This window comes from Sphingobacterium sp. JUb20 (assembly GCF_004342035.1).
In the GTDB taxonomy this organism is placed as follows: Bacteria; Bacteroidota; Bacteroidia; order Sphingobacteriales; family Sphingobacteriaceae; genus Sphingobacterium; species Sphingobacterium anhuiense.
The window spans coordinates 42,406-65,871 of sequence record NZ_SLYV01000003.1 but is presented as its reverse complement, the minus strand read 5'-3'; the positions used below and the strand labels follow the sequence as shown (position 1 = coordinate 65,871).

General features: G+C 35.8%; 18 protein-coding genes. 6 read left to right on the top strand and 12 right to left on the bottom strand.

Going from position 1 to position 23,466, the window contains the following annotated elements; all coding sequences use genetic code 11:
- Positions 1 to 9: 9 nt before the first annotated feature.
- The 10 genes from EDF66_RS06285 to EDF66_RS06240 form a co-directional block, all read right to left on the bottom strand.
- Positions 10 to 1,176 carry a FecR family protein gene (locus EDF66_RS06285; protein ID WP_132841357.1) on the bottom strand — a complete coding sequence of 389 codons (1,167 nt, stop codon included), beginning with the start codon at positions 1,174 to 1,176 and terminating at the stop codon, positions 10 to 12.
- A 30-nt stretch (positions 1,177 to 1,206) separates the two neighbouring features.
- Positions 1,207 to 1,806, bottom strand: coding sequence for an RNA polymerase sigma factor (locus EDF66_RS06280; protein WP_132841356.1), 600 nt, complete (start codon positions 1,804 to 1,806; stop codon positions 1,207 to 1,209).
- 302 nt (positions 1,807 to 2,108) lie between these two features.
- Positions 2,109 to 2,453 carry a YegP family protein gene (locus EDF66_RS06275; RefSeq protein WP_132841354.1) on the bottom strand — a complete coding sequence of 115 codons (345 nt, stop codon included), beginning with the start codon at positions 2,451 to 2,453 and terminating at the stop codon, positions 2,109 to 2,111.
- A 916-nt stretch (positions 2,454 to 3,369) separates the two neighbouring features.
- Positions 3,370 to 4,260: a DUF3078 domain-containing protein gene (locus EDF66_RS06270; protein ID WP_132841352.1), complete on the bottom strand. Its 891-nt coding sequence runs from the start codon at positions 4,258 to 4,260 to the stop codon at positions 3,370 to 3,372.
- 503 nt (positions 4,261 to 4,763) lie between these two features.
- Positions 4,764 to 6,584 carry a hypothetical protein gene (locus EDF66_RS06265; protein WP_132841350.1) on the bottom strand — a complete coding sequence of 607 codons (1,821 nt, stop codon included), beginning with the start codon at positions 6,582 to 6,584 and terminating at the stop codon, positions 4,764 to 4,766.
- 688 nt (positions 6,585 to 7,272) lie between these two features.
- Positions 7,273 to 8,784 carry a sulfatase family protein gene (locus tag EDF66_RS06260; RefSeq protein WP_207898490.1) on the bottom strand — a complete coding sequence of 504 codons (1,512 nt, stop codon included), beginning with the start codon at positions 8,782 to 8,784 and terminating at the stop codon, positions 7,273 to 7,275.
- 101 nt (positions 8,785 to 8,885) lie between these two features.
- On the bottom strand, positions 8,886 to 10,115 hold the full coding sequence (locus tag EDF66_RS06255) for a DUF2264 domain-containing protein (RefSeq protein WP_132841347.1): 1,230 nt from the start codon (positions 10,113 to 10,115) through the stop codon (positions 8,886 to 8,888).
- Positions 10,116 to 10,235: 120 nt separating this feature from the next.
- Entirely contained in the window at positions 10,236 to 11,606 is a 1,371-nt protein-coding gene (locus EDF66_RS06250) for a sulfatase (protein WP_207898488.1), read from the bottom strand.
- A gap of 146 nt (positions 11,607 to 11,752) precedes the next feature.
- On the bottom strand, positions 11,753 to 13,210 hold the full coding sequence (locus EDF66_RS06245) for a sulfatase-like hydrolase/transferase (RefSeq protein ID WP_132841343.1): 1,458 nt from the start codon (positions 13,208 to 13,210) through the stop codon (positions 11,753 to 11,755).
- A gap of 692 nt (positions 13,211 to 13,902) precedes the next feature.
- Positions 13,903 to 15,198 carry a DUF389 domain-containing protein gene (locus tag EDF66_RS06240; protein WP_132841341.1) on the bottom strand — a complete coding sequence of 432 codons (1,296 nt, stop codon included), beginning with the start codon at positions 15,196 to 15,198 and terminating at the stop codon, positions 13,903 to 13,905.
- 207 nt (positions 15,199 to 15,405) lie between these two features.
- On the opposite strand from EDF66_RS06240, the gene EDF66_RS06235 reads away from it, so the two are divergent.
- Both EDF66_RS06235 and EDF66_RS06230 read left to right on the top strand, forming a co-directional pair.
- On the top strand, positions 15,406 to 16,803 hold the full coding sequence (locus EDF66_RS06235; protein ID WP_132841339.1) for a TrkH family potassium uptake protein: 1,398 nt from the start codon (positions 15,406 to 15,408) through the stop codon (positions 16,801 to 16,803).
- A 3-nt stretch (positions 16,804 to 16,806) separates the two neighbouring features.
- On the top strand, positions 16,807 to 17,490 hold the full coding sequence (locus tag EDF66_RS06230) for a potassium channel family protein (RefSeq protein ID WP_021191170.1): 684 nt from the start codon (positions 16,807 to 16,809) through the stop codon (positions 17,488 to 17,490).
- A gap of 69 nt (positions 17,491 to 17,559) precedes the next feature.
- On the opposite strand, the gene glmM is transcribed toward EDF66_RS06230, so the two are convergent.
- Entirely contained in the window at positions 17,560 to 18,942 is a 1,383-nt protein-coding gene (glmM, locus tag EDF66_RS06225) for a phosphoglucosamine mutase (protein WP_132841337.1), read from the bottom strand.
- Positions 18,943 to 19,145: 203 nt separating this feature from the next.
- On the opposite strand from glmM, the gene EDF66_RS06220 reads away from it, so the two are divergent.
- A complete protein-coding gene (locus tag EDF66_RS06220) occupies positions 19,146 to 19,730 on the top strand; it encodes a phosphatase PAP2 family protein (RefSeq protein WP_021191172.1) in 585 nt (194 codons plus the stop codon).
- Positions 19,727 to 20,545: a ZIP family metal transporter gene (locus tag EDF66_RS06215; RefSeq protein WP_021191173.1), complete on the top strand. Its 819-nt coding sequence runs from the start codon at positions 19,727 to 19,729 to the stop codon at positions 20,543 to 20,545. The genes EDF66_RS06220 and EDF66_RS06215 overlap by 4 nt, the downstream gene beginning before the upstream one ends.
- On the opposite strand, the gene EDF66_RS06210 is transcribed toward EDF66_RS06215, so the two are convergent.
- Positions 20,542 to 21,018, bottom strand: a complete 477-nt coding sequence (locus EDF66_RS06210; protein WP_132841335.1) for a MarR family winged helix-turn-helix transcriptional regulator — start codon at positions 21,016 to 21,018, stop codon at positions 20,542 to 20,544. The genes EDF66_RS06215 and EDF66_RS06210 overlap by 4 nt on opposite strands.
- A 106-nt stretch (positions 21,019 to 21,124) precedes the next feature.
- Between EDF66_RS06210 and EDF66_RS06205 the strand changes: the two genes are divergently transcribed.
- Together EDF66_RS06205 and feoB are read left to right on the top strand one after the other, a co-directional pair.
- Positions 21,125 to 21,364: a ferrous iron transport protein A gene (locus EDF66_RS06205; RefSeq protein ID WP_021191175.1), complete on the top strand. Its 240-nt coding sequence runs from the start codon at positions 21,125 to 21,127 to the stop codon at positions 21,362 to 21,364.
- Positions 21,365 to 23,464: a ferrous iron transport protein B gene (gene feoB, locus EDF66_RS06200; protein WP_132841333.1), complete on the top strand. Its 2,100-nt coding sequence runs from the start codon at positions 21,365 to 21,367 to the stop codon at positions 23,462 to 23,464.
- Positions 23,465 to 23,466 lie beyond the last annotated feature (2 nt).

Below are 23,466 nucleotides of genomic sequence, written 5' to 3'. Positions count from 1 at the left end.
TGACGGTTTTTAATCCTTGCTTACAGAAAGCTTTTTCCCGTCGAGCTTGAACTTAACTTTGTTAGTTTCTTCCAATAGAGAAAGTACAGTCATGAGCTTTTCACTGCGACTGATTTCCGCATAGAAAATTGCTTCGGGAACATCATCCACCTGCACTTCCAGATCGTACCAACGCCCTAGTTCAGGGAGCATTTCCTTTAAGGTAGTGTAGTGGAAAATAAATTCGCCTGTTTTCCAGCCTAAGATACCATTGATATCTGCTTTCTGTGTTTTCAAACCAGCTCCGACGACGATGGTTTGTTGTCCGGACGATATGATTTTACCATTCAGCGAAAGAAGGGGCTTAACATACAAGCTTCCGGTAATCAAGGTAGTAATTTGAGCATCTCCCTCACTATATGCTTTTATATTGAATGTTGTACCGAGTACTTTTACGAGTTGTTTATCTGTCTCCACAATAAGGGGATGTTTGGTATCCTTCACGACTTCAAAGAAAGCTTCACCTTTAAGTTTTACCCGTCGTACGCTATCGGTAAAGCTAGAAGGATAAGTGATAGATGAAGCGGCATTTAGCCACACACGACTTCCATCAGGCAACGTTATTTTGTATTGCCCACCAGCTGGCGTGGACAACACCAACTGCGAGACGATGCCCGAGTTCAATTGGACGACCTCCTGCCTGCCGTCCTCGTAGCTGATGTCGGCACCATTGACAATAATGCCTTTTTCTTGCTCATTTAATACGATTGTTTGTCCATTACCTAAAGCCAATGTCGCTTTATTATGTTTTATTGAACTGTTAGTAATATTCATTGAGGGTTGCGGAATGCTATGCTTTTCGCGGTTAACGTAGAGTATAAGTAAGACTGATGCTACCAGAACACTGGCCAAAGCGACGTGCAGTCTATATGGTTTTTTAATATGTGGCTGCTCCACTTTTGATTCATTTACAGTGGAAGAGATCACTTTATCAGTATTTGAGATCACACGTGTTGTCGCTTGATCGGTCTGGACGTCTTCAGTTTCTTCATCAAGATAAGCATCAACGAGTTCATCTAATGTTTTACCAGATTTATCCGTTGCAAAGAAATCCAAAATTTCTTTCAATTGATGAAGGTTATATTCATTGCGAATGTATATATTGAATAATTTATACGCATCTTTCTTATCTTTCATGACCTTAATCTTATTATATTTATATACCCTCTAAAAGAAAAAAGTATTACAGTCACAGACCATCATCAATGCGCAAACAGTCGGATTAAGAATCCGAGCCAAATGCTGCATAGCGCGATAAACATGTTGATTAATGGCTGCGGGGGAAATTTTCAGGTTTTCACTAATTTCCTTATAACTTTTCTGTTCGATTTTATGCATTAAAAAAACCTCCCGTTGTCTTTCAGGTAGTTGCTTCAGGGCCTCTTGAAGAAGGACGATATTTTCGTTTCGTGTGATAAGTTCTTCTATATGTGTGTAGTCAATTGGCGTACTTATCAATAATTGTTGCTGCAAGCGTTTATCCTGGTTGGCTTTGCGGATAATATCGCTAACTTCATTTCTTACCAGGCGATGCAAGAATGCGGGGAATGAGAATTCGGCATTAATATAATCTCTTTTCTCCCATATTTTTAAAAAAATATCCTGAAGTACATCTTGCGCCAATTCTTCGGATTTTAGGAGTCTAAGCAGTTTGTATGCAATGATTTTTTTATATCGGTTATATAGTAACATATAAGCCAAATGGCTTCCCTCCCGCAATTGTTGCAGCAACACTTTTTCTTCCAATTTTTTGATTTCTTGCGCCATATAAAACCATGATATTTTCCATATGCCCGATGGCAGAATAGTTTGTTACGGACCTTGAGTTGGCCATATGAGTGCAGTTACATCTCTCCACCTGGTCTATCACAGAATTTAATATATTAGTTGTGATATGGTCAATTCCTAACTTTTCACTGGCATCGTTCAATATTTGGGATAGATCTTTTTTTTGATTAAATACTTGAATTTCATCTGTGCACAGGCCAAATAAGTCATTGTAAATTTGTTCCAAATAACTATTTTTAAACCCTAATCTGTTGCGTGCATTAGATGAGCTGAAATAATCGTTAACTATGTTTTTTTATGTAATCTTCAACAATAGGAGCATATGGAGCATAGGTTATTACTGTTGTAATACCACTATTTCTACCTACTGTAGTTTTGTACATTTCACTTTTTCCTATCACCTGACCATTGCTGGCTTTAAGATTGAAATAGGGTTTTCCCGTACTAGAAATTTTGCTTTCAAAACGGTTATCTTTTTGTGAATTCTTCTTTACAGAATAAATGCCATTCATACAAGCTCCTTTTCTTGTGTACATTTCACTCGAAAGAATAATCTGACCATTATTCGCTTTCAAATTAAAATAAAACTGACCGTTAGAAGCCATTTTAATAACAAATTTTCCCATAATCCACTTTATATTTTATTTATGCTCTTGCTGAAACTTCATTACAAAGCCCGCTCGCTATCCGTGAACATATTCTTAATCAGATGAATAAAAACCATACATTTCCATTTCAGATCATCGTATTTGATTTAAAGCATGTATCTCAAGCATTACAGATTTGAAAAATCATGTGTCAATATTTAAGACGATTAAAAAAAAGGAATGTCCCTCTTTACTTTATTTTTTTAATATATCTTTTCTGTTCATCTTCTAATTACAAATTTTAATGCCTCAATATTGAATTATAATTAATTCAATATGACGGGACATTTTGATGTTAGGATCGTCCTATATTTGAAAGTGTAATTATGAAAGAAATGGATCTGGAAACTTCCATGCTGAAAATTATTTCTTTGTTACTTATTGGATAATACTGTTCAAGTTTTTAATCCGTCTAGCTTGAACAGATTTTGGCAAATTTTTATAAAAACCTTTCGTATCATTTCATAGTAGAAAGGTTCAGAGACCCCGCTAAAGCGGGGTCAATGAGCTTTCTTTCCTCAGAAAGTTGAATTTATTTCGATCGCTGTATAAAGTAAAAAGAAAGATGAATACCTATGCAAATGATGATAAGCAAACTACCTGTAGGTTTAGTCATACCAATCGTTTTTAGGTTTATAGAAAATGGAATGAGAATAACCTAATTCGCTGGCGCATGATAAAAATCTTCATATTAAGTTACAGAGCTAAGAGGTTTAACTCAAAAATCGGCGTTGTTTAAGATCTAGAAAAAAGATATTGGCGCTCTAGCATTAGCGTATAGATTAGAAATGCTGCTAAATGTATAGCATGTGTATGGTTTTAATAATAAAGTTAATAAGCTTATGAAGAGAAAGCCCTGTCTGAATAATGGTATTTTCAGGTAAGGGCTCCTCTATTAAAATTTATAGGTGACACCCGCACCAAGTATTTGCTTCATCTGTAAATCTGATTTCTTTCCAACTATAACGCCATTTTCTATCTTAGGTAGTTTGGTGTTATCATCATAGACTAATTGTACGCCTGCATTTACTGTAATCCACTGATTAACTTTCATCGCTAGATTAGCGGTGTAATCTACATCGATGTTTTTGGGTTTATCTAAATAGTTCGAATAGAGTTTTAATATATTTTCAAAAGTAATATTTTCCATGAGCTGCATTTTGTAATAAGCGTCAAAAGCTGCTCCAAATTCAAAACGAGAATTTTTGCCTGAATCTAAACCATAAGAGGTTGCTAAACTATCATTATTTACAAAAACAATACGTATTGCAGCCGGAGATAAATTGAATTTTAAATTATCAGATTTTTTGTAAGCCATCCCTGGACCGAAACTTAAATATGCTGGTGAAAGCCATTCGGATATAAGTTTTTTATCTGGAGAGGTATAATCATATCCTCTTGCAAATTGTGTGTTAAAATTAAGGAAAAATGTATATAACCAATGTTCTGTTGCCTGATGCCCAATTAAGCTATTTAGAGATAGTCGATCATCATTTTTTCGCCAATCTGTTTCCTTCTGAAAAGTCTGACCGTACGTTGCAATTAGTTTGTTGTCCCAGGACCATCGGTCTTTTTTATAATTGAAATCATAATTTAATACAATGTTGCCAGCGAAAGAATTGACTCCACCTGCAGCCCAATTTGAGAAAGAACTCTGATTAATCAGAAATGTATTTTCCCCATGTATTTTCCAATTTTTTGTACTATCGGATACTAAATCCTGTGCTTGGATTTTATTAATAAATACTGTCGCAAGTACTAATAAAAGAAGTTTTATTTTATTCATATAACAATGATTTTATAAATTTAGATGTGCTAAAACTCATATTTTTTTAATAATGCTGTGAGCTTTATTAAAAAAATATGATAGCTACCTTAGGGTGTTAAAAATATTAATAATTCCACACCATTAAACTCTCTCTAAATAATTTAATAGTTAAATTTTCATAATAAAGCCAGTAAAATGGCCATTAACAAATCGAATAATATGACGGTCATGAACGATGAATGTCCCGAAAAAAGCACGAAATATTAAAAAAAATAAATTCAAGTTTTCAATCTCAATAGTAACGGGAGAATTTATTATTTATAGTATCCTTATGAAAGAGTATTTTTTGAGGATTGATTTAAAAAAGCCACGAGAATTTATATTCTCGTGGCTCGCCGTATATGTCACCTATCCATAAACGATTTATGAATAGCATCTGTTATTAAGATAAACGGCTAGGCTAACAAAATGTCCTGCTTTTTAGGAAATTAAAAATAAGCAATACTTTTTCAATGCCGATCTTACTTGGTATATATCCTAACACCGCGCCATGAACCGTTTCTTTTTGAAGCTCCAAATACATCGGCTCTGGTAAATTTAAAGCCATTTTTTATCGATTTCTTAAGATTATCAAGTGTTTTAGGATCGAATTTTATGTTCGTAAAATCTGTTGATACCTTAATTTCAAAGTCCTGAATAGCAAACGCAAACTCTTTCTCGATTTTATCCTGATTATATTCTTTAGCTGCATAAGGCATCAAAACACATTTAACTTTGCCATCTGCTCCTGCTGTTTCTACCTTTTTATAGATCAAGCCTAAAGTTGCTTTGTCCAGATCTACCAGTGCGACTTCTTCAATAGTCCCATCTTTAACATTGATAGTCTTCACTTTGCCACCCCCAGGGGTTTCTAGTTTTTTCTTAAGTGCATCCCACCCTAGTTTCAAAAGAGGCTTAATTGTCTTTTCATTAATCTTGAATTCTCCCGCAATATTATCGGGACCAATCGGAAAGATATTAGGAATATCATAGGGAACTAGAATCTGAAAGATATCACCGGCTTTATATACAGGAATATAATCGGGCTTATTCCAGGTAGGATCTGTAAAACTACGCCAAGCATCTGAAGTTAAGCTCATAGGAGGAATAAGATCTAATGTCTCAAATTCTACTGCGGTCCAGCCTGCAACGATTTCTTCGGCATTGACCTTACCCCAGATTCCGAGTTGAAAAAATCCACCCGCTTTTTGCTGTTTTACTTTTATTCCGACACTTCTTGCAAAGCCATAATTTCGGTTATATAGTAAAACACTGGTTCTATAATCACTATCGTCAAAATAATTATATTCTGTACTGTTTTCAAATATTGTTTTCAATATTTTTCCTTCAGGATTATTCATCTGGCGTGCCAACAGGTTCTCAAACATAGCAGGATCAAGCTCGTTACTCGATGTGACCGGTGTTCCTGCGTTACGAGGCGGACGTGGTGTACCGTCTCCACCGCGACTTGGTCGAGGACCATTGGTAACAGTAGTGCCACCACCTTCACGGGGAGGTCGTGTAGTACCATCCGTGCCATCACCACTACGGCTTGGACGTGTAGTGCCATCCGTGCCATCACCGGAACGGCTCGGTCGTGTAGGGCCGTCATCAGGGCGGCTTTCACGAGTGGGACGACCTGTATCGGCTTCATCTTCCATGAAACCTTCTAATCTATTTGGTCTTGTAGGTAAATTAAGTGATTTATCATCGACAAAGGTGGGAATAAAGCCGATATTATCCTTTAAAAAAACTACCTCATCACCAAGGCCTAAATCTGCGCTGGTATCCATAAAAGCAGTAAGATCGAGACGTTTATAAGAGTCATCATCTGTTGTAATGGGATAGGCAGAGGCAATTGACGCGTACATTTTATTGAGGTTTTCGGTATTGTTTTTACCGGCAAAGAATGTTCCATAAGGTGTCACCTTATACAGCACATCACTGACAACAATTTCGCCGTTGCCATTCAGTACATCTTCCATGTAATTATCATCGATCACGGAAACAAGCATCTGCGCGTTGGGATCAGTGCTTGCCAGTGCTCCCAAAGAACTAAAACCTTCAGGTCCCCCAGAAGAAGAGGCTTTTAACTTTTTAACTCCACTCGCATCTTGACTCCTGGCATGATCGAAATAATTCTTTAATTCTGCCGTAGAAAAATTTAAAACTTGAGAAGATCGTAGAGAACTAAGTTCGTTCTGATTATCTTTCAATGTTTCTACAAGTTCCTTTTTACAGGATGCTAATACAACAATGCCTGCCATAAGGCACAACATGGTTCGGGTACTTCTCTTCATCATTTTTGTGGTTGATTTATATATTTATTGATTAAAATTCATCGATTTGCAAAGGGCTAAGATTATTAAGACGGGCGAGCTGGAAAATTGTCCCTCAGCTTTTTACAGTATCTGAATTAAGGATTGTGCCGAACTAATTTATTCAGTACATTCAGGAATAAATATGCCCACTTCTTTTAACTTCATCTTGTTTTCTTAATTATTCACGGGACATTTTAGTGAGATAGCCGTCTTGCTTTATAATTACTGTAAAAGATTAATGTGTTTGCATAAAGTAGAATGGCAAAATTAAAGCACAACAACATGGAAAAATGAGCAATTGACTACTGTTTAAACTTCCAAGTTAGAGTTTACGTGTTTTGAGTGTGTGTTCCTAAGCATTTTACTTAAATGAAGTTCGGACGTTCCCGCTAAAGCGGGAACTGCTGAATTCTAATTCGTTTCTACATAATCCTATTTCAAAGCTGTTCCTATCATCGCAAATTGGACACGCGACCTACTGAAAAATCAAAAGTCACCCGCACTTCAGAGGCAAATGGTTGAAAAGAATAATTATTAAAAAAAAGAAAAGCCCGAAGGAACCAATATTATGAGATATAATTAATTGTCCATAGTTATTTTTTTTGCAAAAAAATAAACAAAAGACTAGTCATATATTAAGTTAATATTAAAACTCAAATCATAATTTCTTTTACTTAGTCATTTGAACAGGGACATCATTCGCTTGTAAACTTCCTGCAGTCGTTCTTCCCTCCTCAATATATTTACCCATCAAAGCGGTCAATTCTTTAACCAATAAAGGATATAAAGCAGCAACATTATGTTTTTCTGAAATGTCTTTATCTAAATCATACAATTGTATTTGAGGTAAATTTTGTTGTGTTAAATCTTTTGTTGTCGGATAACTCCATCCACCGGAACCTGCTCCAAAAACCATTTTCCACCTACCTTTTCTGATTGAAAAAACACCCTCGCCCGAGTGATGAATAATATCCTTTCTTTTATATTCACCTTGGGACACTTCTCTCATCAAAGGGTACATACTGTAACTATCTTCGCCTTCATTATCCTTCAATGGTGTACCCACTATCTCTGCACATGTTGCCATAAAATCTGTGAGACTTATGGTTTGATTTCCTGTGCTGCCTCCTGTTATAACTGTTGGCCACTTCATAATAAAAGGAACACGATGTCCGCCCTCAAATATATCGGATTTGGTTCCTCTATATTGATAACTTGGTTGATGTCCATAATTTTCCAATTCTTTTAAACCTGCCGCTGGAGCAAAACCATTATCACTGGTAAATATAATAAGCGTGTTTTTCTCAATCCCTTGCTTCTTCAATTCGGCCATAACGCGTCCTACGATCGAATCTGTCATCATTACAAAATCTGCATACTCATTTATTCCACTTTTACCTAAAAATTGATCATTAGGAAGAATGGGAGTATGCGGCGAAGTTAACGGTAAGTAAAGAAAAAAAGGACGCGATGAACTTGCATTTTTTTGGATATAGCCCACAGCCTCATCTGTCAATGCTGTCAGCACAGCAGCATGCTTAAAATCATTAGCTATCGGTCCAGTCCTCCAAAACCCCTTTCCTCTAGCAGCATCGACAGTACTTATGGATGTTCCAGTGATACGGTCATTTCTTATATAGACATATGGCGGTATATCCAGTGAGGCGCTTATACCAAAAAAATAATCAAATCCTTTCGCTATGGGTCCATCTTGAACCGGTTGAAAAAAATCGATCTGACCTAACGAATCCCTGCCCCATCCTAGTCCTAAATGCCACTTACCGATACAGGCGGTATGATATCCTTTTTCCTTTAGTATAGATGCTACTGTGACTTGTTTTTTTCCGATAAGTGGAGTATCATAACTCCATAAAACTCCATTTTGAAGGGAAGACCGCCATGCATACCGACCTGTTAGGATGCCATAACGACTTGGTGTACATAGTGAAGAATTGCTATGCGCATCCGTAAATCTAATCCCTTCTGAAGCTAACTGATCAATATACTTCGTCTTTATCTTTGATTGATGATTAAAAGTACTAACATCTCCATAACCAAGATCATCTGCTAAAATATAGATAATATTGGGGTGAGATATTGAGGCCTCTTTTTTTAATGATTGAGCCATACAGCTTATTCCCGAGATCAAAGAAAAAAAAATTAAAAGAGCAGATTTACTCATAATAAGCTTATTTATTGCCGAATGATATAGAAAGATGAAGCTATTACTTAATTAAAACTATTAGCCGATTCGATTTTTAAATTGGATTTTATTAGAATGTTTTATTTTACCAAAGCCTCACTATAATCTTTTGCAAAAGATTTACCTTTCCAAGCTTTTTTAGAAGTCCAATCTTCAGGAGAATCTACCCAAAAGGGTGCATCAGGCTTAAGTCCAAGGGGTAAAAAGATCAATGAAGTCAAATATAAGCTACCATTGTTCGTATAGTAATCGGCAATATCGGGCTGATGGCCAACAAATCCAAGTTGCAAATATCCTTTTTTATTAAAGTTACCAGCAATCTCAAACATATTCTTCATCACTGTTGTAAGCGCATTTCTTACTTGGCCATTGCTGACACCGGCTGGCATATCATACTTCCAAGCTGCAAGAGCAAGTGGCTGAAATGCCGCCATACGATATGTCAGCGATCGGCCTATTGGAGGAAAAGTACCTTCAGGAGATATCAGTCGTTCTAGATGATTATTGTAACGCTGCATTCTTTTCAGAGCCAGTTCAGCACTAACTGCGCTAGCGATCTTCTTTTTCTCGAGCACTTCCAATATCTCCAAAAACATGGGCTGAATCACAAATGAATTATAATAATCAAAAGCATACAGTGGCCCATCACCATACATACCATCTCCCAGATACCACTCATTCATTTTATTGATGGCCATCCTGGTGACAAAACCATCCACATCTTCACCTATAAGTGCTAAAAACGCTTCGATAGTCGCTCTAAATAAGATCCAATTGTTGTATGGAGGTTGAATTTTTCTCAGATTTTTAAATTCTTGTATATAGCGCTTCTTAGTGGTTTCATCCAATGGATACCATAACGCCTCTGGAGCTCTAATAAAACTTTGCGCTATAAAAGAGGCATCGACTAATGTCTGCGATGGTCCATTCCACAATAAATAATCTGGACTTTTAGGATCGACAGCATTAGAATAACTCAACAACGCCCAATTCTTAAGCTGAGCCCGTTGTTTACCTTCTGCCGAACCATCATCAGGCAATGCTAACCAGGGAGCTATCCCAGCCATTAAGCGGCCAAAAGCTTCTATATATGTTAATTTCACATCACGGTTATCCCATCTTGGACTCACTTCTATCATCATATGTTGCTGAAGCTCGCCTTTACTCATGTTTTCTAAGATTGGTGCAGAAATCTGATAACAGAGATCTGTCCAATATTTTCTATCCGGAGCAACAGTCGTTTTTTTTTGCTGTGCATACGTGTTAAAAGCAAATAAAAATAAAAGGGTTAGAAAGGTATTTCTTTTCATTTAGATGTTATTTCAGTGTATAATTGAATCCGAATATAATCACTATTAAGATTTTAAACACAAAATCCAACAATTACTTATGTAACAATTTGGCTTGATAAAAAGAATAAATTGATACGATCAGAGCACTATATCATTTAATTTGGTTTCTTTGATCTTATTGATTAGGACTCGCTTCAACTTTTCAACTACACTTGAATAAGCTGGCAATTTCACCAAATTATTATATTGTTTTAGATCATGCTCCATATCATATAATTCGGCTCCATTTTCAGCATGCTCACCATATTGAATATAGCTCCATTTATCCGATCGAATCAAAAAAGCATTTCCCCCCTTACCCCCATTTTGACTTACTGAGAACACAAAATCACGAATTTTAACATCAGGGTGTTCAATCGTTTTTTCCAAACTTTTACCCTGAATATTTGAGGTGGGTTTTATATGAGCTAATGCTGCTAGTGTAGGATATAAATCTATTAATTCTACTAAGGAATTGCAAACAGCACTTTTCTTTCCTGGCACTTTAATAATTAGGGGCACCCGCACTGACTCTTCGTGCAAACTGACCTTCATCCAGAAATCATGTTCTCCTAAATGAAATCCATGATCGGATGTGAAAACCACTATCGTATTCTTCTCAAGTCCTTCGTCCTTTAAGGATGCTAAGATTTTTCCTACTTGCGCATCCATATAATAAACTGAAGCATAGTAAGCTGCAATGGCTTTCTTCTGTTGCTCCGGCGTCATTTCTCCATTTACAGTAGTTACATAATTAATGGCATTAGCAGGTAGATCATCCCAGTCTCCTACTACTTTAGGAGGCAATACAACTTCTTGATAGGGGAACCGATTGAAATACTGGTTAGGTGCAACAAATGGTACATGCGGGCGGACCAGCCCTACTGCTAAAAAAAAGGGTTCTTTCTTTTTAGCTCTTAAAATCTCAATTGCTTTTTGTGCTGTCCGTCCATCTGAATGTTCTAAATCATCTCCCTCAGCTTTGACAATTGTCATTACATTTCCACCTTTAATAGGAAGCTTTCCATATGGATTATTCTGCACTAATTCGCCTTCACCTTTTGCCTTCCATTCGGGACCTGGGCTATTAAAACGCTCAGTCCATGAAAGTTTGTCATCTGCGCCATGAGTACCATTTTCAATATCAATAGGAATACCCATATGAAAGATTTTGCTAACGCGAGCTGTATAATAACCATTATCCTTAAAAAGCTGCGCTATGGATTTTTTATCGTCGCCGACTTTCTCCCGTCCGCTGGTATACCCATACACCCCTGTTGCTGTTGGATAATACCCGAACATCAACGACGCACGTGATGGTCCACAAACCGGATATTGGCTATATGCACGGGTATAACGAATCCCTTCTTTTGACAACTGGGCTATATTGGGACTGTAGGAAGCTCCATTTTCATAAGACGATAACGCATTGGCAGTAAGATCATCAGCAATAATAAATAAAACGTTCATAAGTTCCTTTTGTTCCTGCGCAGATACTGAAAATCTGATCAGCAGAAAAAAGGATAAATAACTTAACTTTTTTAGTAATATTGAATTTAATTTCATTTTGGATTGATCACATAAACTACAACCTGGTAGTCCTCATATTTCATTTGCTAACTACCAGAACTTTTCTGTCCAGGTTTTCTACCCCAATTAGGAAGATCAATATCCAGATCATCATGTGCTTGTTGCATTTCAATTTTCAATAATTTCCATAAGTCATTGACACGAGCTTGCTGCTTAGGTTCATTGACGAGATTTTTGATCTCCCAAGGATCTTCTTTGAGATTGAAAAGTTGCATATGCTTATTGCCGTTTACATTATAAGCAATCAGCTTATAACCATCTTCACTCTTTATACTCCTACTCCAGTGTCCATAAATATTATAAATATTATTCCTTATCTTATTTAGTGGATTATCAAAAATTGGATATAGACTTTTCGCTTCAACAGTAGATGGTGCTGCAATATTTAACCAATCGTAAACAGTAGGTGTTATATCACTGAGGTAAGTAAAAGCATCTGTTTGGATATTTGATGGAATGTCGGGACCTGAAAATATCATAGGTACGCGCATACTATGCTCATACAGGTTCTGCTTACCCAACAAGCCATGCTGTCCTACTGCCAGACCATTATCTCCTGCAAACACTATCAATGTGTTTTGGCGCAATCCAGACTTTTCTAACGCATCAAGGATACGTCCCACCTGAGCATCCATCTCACTTACCATGTCATAATAAAGTGCAAGCTGCTCTTTTACTCCGCTCTTAGTTCTAGGGTGCGGAAGCAACATTTCATCACGTACTTTTAAATCGCCATTATTAAAGGGGTGCTCTGCTAAAAAATTGGGTGGTAGCGTTATTTTGGCAGGATCATGTTTATGCATGAATGCTGGTGGTGGTGTACGTGGATCATGAGGAGAAGTAAAAGCTACATAACATAAGAAAGGTTTTTCCCGGGCTTGCTTACTATTTAAAAATTCAATTGCAGTGTTGGCATATAATTCGGTACTATAGACATCACTTTTTTTCCCCTGATCTTTCGGATATTTTCCCTCTTCGTTATAATCAAATACATACGGATGAAACTGTCCCCCATTTTCTTCGAAATGCATTCCTCCAAAAAAAATATTTTTACCGGTGCTAAAGAAACGATGGTGTGAAGCTTTATCACTATGCCATTTGCCTGTATGAAATGTTATATAACCGTGCTCACGCAGTATTTCCGGCAATCCTAAAATACTATCGGGAACAACACTACCATCATCAGGAAGACGATTTAAGTAGCGTCCTGTAAGCATCATAATCCGACTGGGCATACATATAGCACCATGGTGCCCGCCCATCACATGAGCCTGCCGAAAGCTGAGCCCCTGCTTAACTAATTTATCAAGATTAGGGGTTTGGATTTCCGTATTTCCCCAGGCATTAATTGTGTTATAACTCTGATCGTCACTATAAATAATCAGTACATTTTTGTGCTGTGCATAAGCACTACTGGAAATGGATCCACAAAATAAAAAGCTCAGCAACTGAACTACAAAAAATGTATTTATTAAATATTTCATGAATCAATCTTTGGTACAAGGTTTATTATTTACAAGAAGTCGTTTTATAGCATGTTTCATTTCATTAAAAACTAGCATTGTTATAAAAATACATATTAGATTGTTCATAATCAAATCAAGTGGAAATACTTTATATAAAACGTTTGTTCACTCTTGTTAATTTTCCTTTTATTGTATTTATAGTTTTAACAATTCGTTCTACTTTTGTTTTACTCAGTTTTAGCTACATAAATCCATTCAATGATCGTTTTCTTTTCGCCTTCTGAATAGGTTGAAAAATAATCAAAAACACCGGGCTCATCCAATAAACAGAGCGAAAACTCGATTTGAATATCGATGGCATATTTATCCCTATAGAGGTCTTTATATACATGATTTCCATCCGGTTTATTAATCGCTTTCCTGTGAGGAAAAAAATGCGCCCCATGTCGTTACAATGAAGATTCATGTACCCATGGCTTATTTTGGTGACGGACGCGAGGTTTATGAAAATGCGATATTCATCGGGAGTAATTTAAAAGATCAAGATTAATATATATAATGTAAACTGATAAAAAACTAATGGATTTAGGAAAACTAACTATCGATTATTTTAATCCGAATACTATTGATAAAAATGCTTTGAATTCCATTTTTCTAATAAATAGTCCAAAAAAAGAATGGTTAATAACTCAATTAAACCACTCCTTTTGCTATTCACCTTTCAAAATCTTGATATCAGATCCATTAAGCTTAATACTCAACCAATCTCTCAGTTTAGTAAGTTCTTTGTTGTCCAATTTTTCTTTCCCATTGTAGAACAAAACGGTTTCCATCTTGGTACTATCAGCGGTATTTACCATTAATTGCTTTCCGATAGAAAAAGGGGTTAATGTTGGAAATAATGTGGTAATCTCTTTAATTAACTCCTGATCTTCAAACTTATATGCTGTCAGCTCCTTTCTAAGATTTTGAATAGCAATATCTTTTTCAGACACATTTTCTGAACGTTTACTGATTTCTGCCAAGATATCCCGCTTTAAATCTGTACTATCTTGACGAATAAGCAATTCTGTATCATTGATATTATAAAGCGAGAGTTTACTCTTTAAATCAATCAATTCAGATTTTGAGAATTTCTTATCCAAAAATGCGAGTTCAATTTTTTTAGGTCGTTGGTTGAATTTAGTTTTTTCGTAAATCAGGGTATATCCTTTTTGCACAAGTTCATTTTGGATAAACGTATTCACTTGCTGCGTGAATTTTTTCTCTTGCAATAATGCATATGCTAAGTAAAAACTCGGCACAATCATGACTAGAATTAATAAAGTGATCGTTCTTGTAATGCGCTTTTTCTTTCCTTCATTTAAAAAGCTTACGCTCGGGTATTTCAGAAATTTGACAATAAGAAAAGTTGATATACAGATAAAGAAGCAATTAATCATGTAGAGATACATAGCACCTCCGAAATAAGATAGGCTACCAATGGCTAGCCCATATCCTGCGGTACAGAGCGGCGGCATCAATGCCGTAGCAATAGCTACACCCGGGATGGGATTTCCCTTCTCCACTCGAGTGATGGCTATAACTCCAACCATACCTCCAAAAAATGCGATCAGTACGTCATATATATTTGGTGATGTTCGGGCTAATAATTCCGATTGCGCTTCTTTAAAAGGACTTAGTGAAAAATATAAAAAGGAAACGAATAAGCTTACGAGCGTAGCAATAACTAAATTTTTTAAAGATTTTTTTAATAATCCAAAATCGTAAGTTCCCAAAGCAAACCCGGCTCCGACTATAGGCCCCATAAGTGGCGATATTAACATAGCGCCTATAATAACAGCTGTAGAATTGACATTCAAGCCTACAGATGCAATGACAATAGCACAAGCTAATATCCATAAATTAGCACCGCGAAATGAAATATTAGCGATCACATTTTCTAATACTTTTTCCTTTTGATCTTCTCCCTGATGTAGATTTAAAAAATCTTTTAACTTGCTCACAGTATTCCCTTTTTATGTTTTACTTAAATTCTAAAATAGATCTAGGTGATGACAAGATACTATAATATCTAAACATTAGCGATATTTAAATTAACAATACAGTTTAATAAAAAAATTCTCAAGCGTGAATTTTTAATAAAACAGAAAACAATATGCATTTAGCCTAATTTTTTTAAATTTGCTAAGCATTTTCACCAAATTTATGAAATGAAGTATTTACAGTTTAATAGATCCTCAATAAGTCCAACACAACTATTTATTCTTAGTTTCATGTTATTAATATTGATAGGGACAATATTACTTCAACTCCCTATCTCTTTAAATAAAGACCTCTCCGTTGTTGATGCACTATTTACATCAACGAGTGCTGTATGCGTAACGGGTCTGGTTGTTGTAAACACAAATACTCATTTTACTTTATTTGGTCAGACGGTAATCATGATACTTATTCAAGCCGGCGGTCTTGGTATATTAACCTTTTCAAGTTACTTCAGCTATTTCTTTAAGGGGGGCTCCAGTTATGAACACCAGCTGGCAACTAAAGATTATATGAATGCGGAAAAAGTAGGTGAAGTTTTTATCATGTTAAAGCGCATTTTACTTATTACGTTGATCGTAGAAGCATTTGGTGCATTGTTGATCTACTTATCACTTAATGCTCAAGTAATCCCCAATTGGGAAGAACGAATATTTTTCGCAGTCTTTCATGCCATCTCTTCTTTTTGTAATGCTGGTTTTTCAACACTGCCAAATGGACTGATGGAAGAAACGTATGTAAATAATTATAATTTACAGTTGATCATCATATTATTATTTGTTTTTGGAGGACTAGGGTTTCCGATAGTGATCAATGTGCTTAAATACTTTAAACATATAGCAAATAGATTGATGATGCGGCTGACAAAAAGAAAACAGGATAACTATAAAGCCCGAGTTCTCAATATCAATAGTAAAGTTAACCTGATCACCACATTTTCCCTTATTGTTATTGCAACAATTATACTTTTTTTCAAGGAGTATCATAATACCCTTGCTTCACATGAAGGAATAGGCAAATTCATTACTGCTCTTTTTACGGCTACCACTCCACGAACGGCGGGATATAATTCTATTAATTTTCATGAATTGCACTTTTCTTCCACCATACTGATCATCTTATTAATGTGGATCGGAGCCTCACCAAATTCAACAGGTGGTGGTATCAAGACGAGCACTTTTTCATTGGCTATTTTTAACTTTATTTCACTTGCGAAAGGAAAAGAACATATAGAGGTTTTTAAACGCGAGATCTCTGAACGGACCATTCGAAGAGCGTTTGCTGCTATGACACTATCTTTATTGGTCATTGGCTTGGGCGTATTTTTAATAACAACTTTTGACCCAAAAATGAGTTTACTTGATATTGCATTTGAATGTTTTTCTGCTTACAGCACAGTAGGTTTAACACTTGGTATTACTGAAGACTTAAGTACAGGGAGTAAATTGGTTATTATCATCATCATGTTTATTGGACGCGTAACAATGCTGTCCATATTGGTATCACTATTCAAAAAAATTAAATTTACTAATTACCGTTATCCAACGGAAGAAATGACTATAATATAAAATATGAAATTTATCGTAATAGGGCTAGGTAGTTTTGGGGCTTCCCTCGCTGAGAAATTAACAGCTCAAGGAAATGAAGTTATGGGCGTGGACAACCGTATGGAAAAAGTAAATATGCTCAAAGACAAGATTACGCATACCATATGTATCGATGCTACAGATGAGGCCGCATTTATGAGCCTTCCCCTGAAAAACACAGATACCGTTATTGTAGCAATAGGTGAAAATGAAGGGGCCAACATTATGGCTACTGCTTTATGTAAAAACCACTTTGTAAAACGGATAATCAGTAGGGCAATCAATTCGCTGCACGAAAAGGTGCTACTGGCTATTGGCGTAAACGAAATTGTACATCCGGAGCAAGAAACTGCTGAACGATGGTCAAAAAAACTTTGCCTGAATGGATTATTAGAATCTTTTGAACTGAATGACAATTATAGCATTATAGAGGCAGTTGTACCCAATAAATATGTTGGGAAAAATCTATTAGAAATTGGATTTAGAGAAAAGTTCAATATTTTAGTTCTTACCATTCTGAAGAAGACAGAACAAAGAAATATTTTCGGTACAAATAGAATGGTTGCCACTGTGCTTCAAGGAATACCGAACCCAAAAACAGTGATCCAAGAGGGCGACATATTAGCACTTTACGGCAGCAATTTAGATCTTAAAGATTTTTTGAAATAACAGATTCTATAAGTATTAACAAAAAAGAGAGCTTAAATATTTAGGCTCTCTTTAGTTTTTTGCTAGTAATTACTTAATAATTTCTTCGATCTCAGCTATTATTTTTTGTGCAATTGCTTCTGCGGCTTCAGCTGTAGGACCTTCAGAATAGATACGAATAATCGGCTCTGTATTTGATTTGCGTAAGTGAACCCACTCATTTTCAAAATCAATCTTCAATCCATCAATAGTTGAATGCTCTTCATGCTTATATTTTGCTTCCATTTTTGCTAAAAGATCATCAATGTCCAATTCTGGAGTTAATGTGATTTTATTCTTAGACATAAAATATTGTGGCAATTCGGCTCTATATACAGATACCTTTTTACCCAACTTTGCTAAATGTGTTAAAAATATTGCTACACCAACAAGTGAATCGCGACCGTAGTGTGATGCCGGGTAAATTACACCGCCATTACCCTCACCACCGATAACGGCATTAACTTCTTTCATTTTTGTCACTACATTCACTTCACCAACTGCGGCTGCAAAATATTGACCTCCATGTTTAACAGTTACATCGCGCAATGCTCTTGTTGAAGATAAATTAGAAACTGTATTTCCTTTTGTATGTTGCAAAATATAATCTGATACTGCTACCAAGGTATATTCTTCACCAAATAAATCACCATCTTCCATCATGAAAACCAAACGGTCAACATCTGGATCTACTGCAATACCTAAGTCAGCTCCATTTTCCAATACTGCCTTAGAAAGATCTGTAAGATTTTCTTTTAGCGGTTCAGGGTTATGTTGAAATTTACCATCAGGCTCACAATGAATTTTATAAATTGTTTCTACTCCTAGTGCTTCTAACAAAGCAGGAATGAACAAACCTCCTGTGCTATTAATGGCATCCACTGCAATTTTGAAATTTGCATTTTTAACAGCTTCTACATCTACCAGATCCAACGCTAAAACATCATCAATATGTTTCTGCATGTAGCTTGTGTCTTTATGAACTGTTCCCAAATCTTCGAATTCTGAAAAATCAAAATCTAAGCTTTCACCTAATGCCAGTACTTGCTTACCTTCGGCGTCATTGATAAATTCACCTTTAGCATTTAATAATTTTAAAGCATTCCATTGACCTGGATTATGAGACGCCGTTAGGATTATGCCGCCACCAGCATTTTCTTTAGGAACCGCAATCTCAACTGTAGGAGTTGTGGATAAGCCTAAATCAATCACATCTACACCAATACTCTGTAAAGTACCAATAACCAAATTACTGACCATTTCACCGGAAACTCGTGCATCACGACCAACAACAATCTTGTTAATTCCAGTCTGATTCACAATGATCTTACCATAAGCTGCCGTGAACTTCACGATATCGATAGGTGTCAACCCTTCTCCAGAACGACCACCAATGGTACCTCTAATACCAGATATTGATTTAATTAAAGTCATGTTAAATTACGTTTATTCCGTAAAAATAAAACAATAGTCCAAATATTTATAATAAAGCGTTTCCTTTTCTGAAATAATTAACATACTTTTGTTGCAACATTGTTTCTTTTACATATATATCCGCATCAAATTGAAATTATTTATACATTTGGATTCAGATCACGAAGAACTGTTATCAAATAATTTCACTTTAATACAGCAACATGATTGACCAAATAGTACATATTGATCAAGAAATTTTTTTAGCCATTAATCAGGGATTAAGTAATCCGGTATTTGACTGGCTACTTCCAATTTTAAGAAATCCATATACTTGGGCTCCTTTATACCTCTTTTTAGTTATTTTCTTTATTAAAACATATGGTAAAACGGGCATCCTGATTGTTGTTATGACATTAGCTACATTCGGAGCTTCTGATGCAGTCTCTTCTCACTTAATCAAGAAATCAGTTAAACGGGTTCGTCCTTGCAATGATATCGTATTTAAAGAAGAGGTCAATATCCGTGTGAGATGTGGTTCAGGATTTAGCTTTACCTCTTCTCATGCCACCAATCATTTTGCTTTAGCATTTTTCTGGATCGCATTATTCAGAAGAAAATGGAAGCATGCGATGTGGTTATGTATCACATGGGCAACATTAATTTCTGTTTCACAGATATACGTGGGTGTTCACTATCCGTTTGATATCTTATGTGGAGCAATTTTAGGGATACTGATCGGTATGGCAACCGGATATATCTTTAAGAAACTAAAACCAGAATTCTTTAATCCCGTTATAGCGAAATGAGCGCAATCATCTTAGTAAGTATTCTTTTTTTCTCTGCATTAGCAAGTGGTTTAGCAGTGTTCTTTGTAAAAAGAAACAATACGAATTTACTTAAATTAATTCTATCATTTAGTGGTGCCTATCTGTTTGCCATCACGGTACTGCATTTAATACCGCACGTCTATCAGACACGTACTACAGATGCAGAAATTTTAGGAATATATGTATTAGGAGGATTCTTATTCCAACTGGTGCTAGAACAGTTCTCGCAAGGAATCGAACATGGACATCTTCATCATGAAGAAGGCCATCATCATGCTTTTCCTATGGGAATTATGATCAGTTTATGTTTACATGCATTTTTGGAAGGGATGCCTTTAGCTGCTACCCATCAAACAGAGCTGGTTTTTGGAATAGCAATCCACCATATACCTGCTGCATTTGCATTAGGAAGTTTATTGATCAGTACACATCTTTCTAAAAAGAGTATTACGACACTGTTAATTGTTTTTGCTGCGATGACACCTCTGGGATTCTCTTTCAGTAAAGCAATAAGTACCGGTGAAATTGGTAATATTCAACAGTATTTTGATAAAATAATGGCTGTTGTCATCGGTATATTCCTACACATATCGACAACAATATTATTTGAATCTGGCTCGGCAGATCATCATAAATTCAATAAAAAGAAAATGATAGCCGTATTTGTCGGTGTTGCAATTGCTTTGATGAATTTTTTATTTGACGGCCATGATCACAGCCACTCTTCTTCGGAGGATACGCAAGAAATCAATCATGATGGTCATGACCACAGCCATGACCACCATGATCACTAAGTAGTTTTGGTTTCAGGTTCTAAACTTCCTCGAAATTTATCCAAGAGTTCATTTAATTGGATACATTCAGCTTCCGATAGATGATTCGGGAGAATATCACTCAGAAGCATTTCTTGTTCTAGTTCTTCGAGGATTTTAAGCCCTAATTCTGTTATTAATAAGTTGACTGCACGTTTATCTTCATTTGACTTACAGCGATCGACTAGTCCTTTTAGAACCAATCGGTCTATCAACCTCGAAATATCAGGCGTATTCGTCAGCATTCTAGATTTTATCAAATTATTAGTAACCGGTTGCGGAAATTGTCCACGCAATATCCGTAGCACATTGAATTGACGTAATGTAATTTGCTTTTGTTCTGCCCTCTTCTCCAAAACTGCAGTTACCCAATTACTTGTGTACAATAGGTTAACAGTGGCACGTTGCCACTCCGTACTAAATTTTTTCACTTGTATGGCTTCATCAATTTTCATAATTTAAATATATCACATATTTATCATAAATGCATAAGAATTACATTAGAATCATTCTAAATCAGATAAAATTCATATATTTGAAAATTACATATTAAGAGAAATAATGCGCGATAAATCTAGTTTAGACAAGCTTAAAAAGGGACAAAAAGCTATAATAGTTGATTTGAATTCGAATGACATTCCCGCTAAATTTTATGAAATGGGATTCCTTCCCGGAACCGAAATTGAAGTCAAACATATTGCCCCTTTAAACGGTCCAATCTGTCTAAATATAATTGCTAGTAACTCATTGATTGCTATCAGAAAGTCTGAAGCCAAAGTAATCATTATCGATCCAAAATAAATGAACAATCCTATTATTGCACTTTTGGGGAATCCAAATGTGGGTAAAACATCGCTGTTTAATCGTATTACGAAACTCAATCAGAAAGTTGGAAATTATCCCGGTATCACCGTTGAGAAACGCGAAGGCTCGTTAACGGCAAACAATAAAACATATAAAATCATTGATTTACCCGGTACTTACACCTTATTTCCAAACTCTTTGGATGAAGAAGTTGTATTCAATATACTTGTCGATCAACAACACAAGCTTAAACCAAATTTAATTGTTGTTGTCGGTGAACCGTCCAACTTAAAAAGATCAATTATTCTCTATCAACAAGCGCGAGAGCTTGGATTACCGGCCATTTTTGTCATCAATATGATTGATGAAGCAACGACAAAAGGTATTCAAATTGATATTCCAAAATTGGAATCCCTATTAAAGACTAAAGTTTTTTTAACAAATGCACGTAATGGTGAGGGAATTGACAAATTGATCAAAGCTTTTGATTCAATTCCACCACTATATATTGGAAACTTTAGTATTCCCGCACAATATGTTACACCTGTTGAGGAAGCAAAAAAACTATTCCCTCTGGAACACGAGTACAATACATGGCAGTATTTAGCAAAAGGTAACGTAGAATTTCTACCGGAGGAAAAAAATAATGCTCTAGAAAGTATTAGAAAACAGCATAATCTAACTCCACAGGTATTACAAAAAGAAGAATCCATTCAGCGTAATAAGAATTTAGAACATGCATTAAGTACAATCGTATCAAAAGATATCGATTCGAAAAGTGTTACGAATGGTATTGATAAAATCTTACTACACCCTATTTTAGGTTATCTGATTTTCTTTGGGGTGCTGTTTTTGATATTCCAAGGTATTTATAATTGGTCTGGACCAGCCATGGATTTCATTGATACGCAATTTGCCGATTTAGCGGCTTATGTGCAGAGTGTCTTACCAGCAGGACCACTTCCAGATCTGTTATCCAATGGTATTATTAAGGGAATTGGCGGTATCGTTATTTTTGTTCCCCAAATTGTGATCTTATATATTTTTATATCATTGATGGAAGAAACAGGCTATATGAGCCGTGTAGTATTCTTAATGGACCGTTGGTTAAGACCTTTTGGACTTAATGGTAAATCAGTCATTCCATTGATCTCAGGTGTAGCTTGTGCTGTTCCTGCTGTAATGTCTGCACGAAACATTGAAAATAGTAAAGAACGTCTGGTAACGATGTTAGTAACACCGTTTATGACCTGTTCTGCACGATTACCAATTTACATTGTTATCATTGGTTTAGTCATTCCTGACACTAAATTTCTTGGGTTCAATATTCAGGGTATTATCTTATTTGCGCTTTATATTCTGGGCATTTTAGCAGCTCTTGGTTCAGCATGGTTATTGAATAAAATTATTAAGACCAAACATAAATCTTTCTTAATTTTCGAATTACCAACTTATAAATTCCCGGACTGGAAAAATTTAGTTTTAAATGTTTGGGACAAATCATCCAGTTTCGTGTTTGGCGCAGGTAAAATCATCTTAGCCATATCTGTCATACTTTGGGCGCTCGGAAGTTTTGGTCCTGGTGATAAATTTAGAAATGCTGAAGAAATTGTAACGCAGAATAATCCGTCGCTATCGCAAGAAGATCTCGATCATGAAATATCTTCTTATAAGGTGGAACACTCCTATTTAGGATATCTGGGCATGGTAATTGAGCCTATTGTAGAACCATTGGGGTATGATTGGAAAATGGGAATTGGCTTGATATCATCATTTGCAGCGCGTGAGGTCTTTGTTGGAACAATGGCTACAGTTTATAGCATTGGTGATGATGCAGATATTGAAGATGATGCTTCTAAAAGAACAATCTTAAGTAAAATGAGAGCTGAGGTAAACAGAAATACAGGTTTACCTGCCTATAATCTTGCTTCAGGTGTTTCCCTTTTACTATTTTATGCTTTCGCAATGCAATGTATGAGTACAATAGCAATTGTAAAAAAAGAAACAGCATCTTGGAAATGGACTTTAATTCAAGTAGGATTTATGACAGGCTTAGCTTATATAGCAGCTTTAATCGCCTATCAGGCATTAAAATAAAA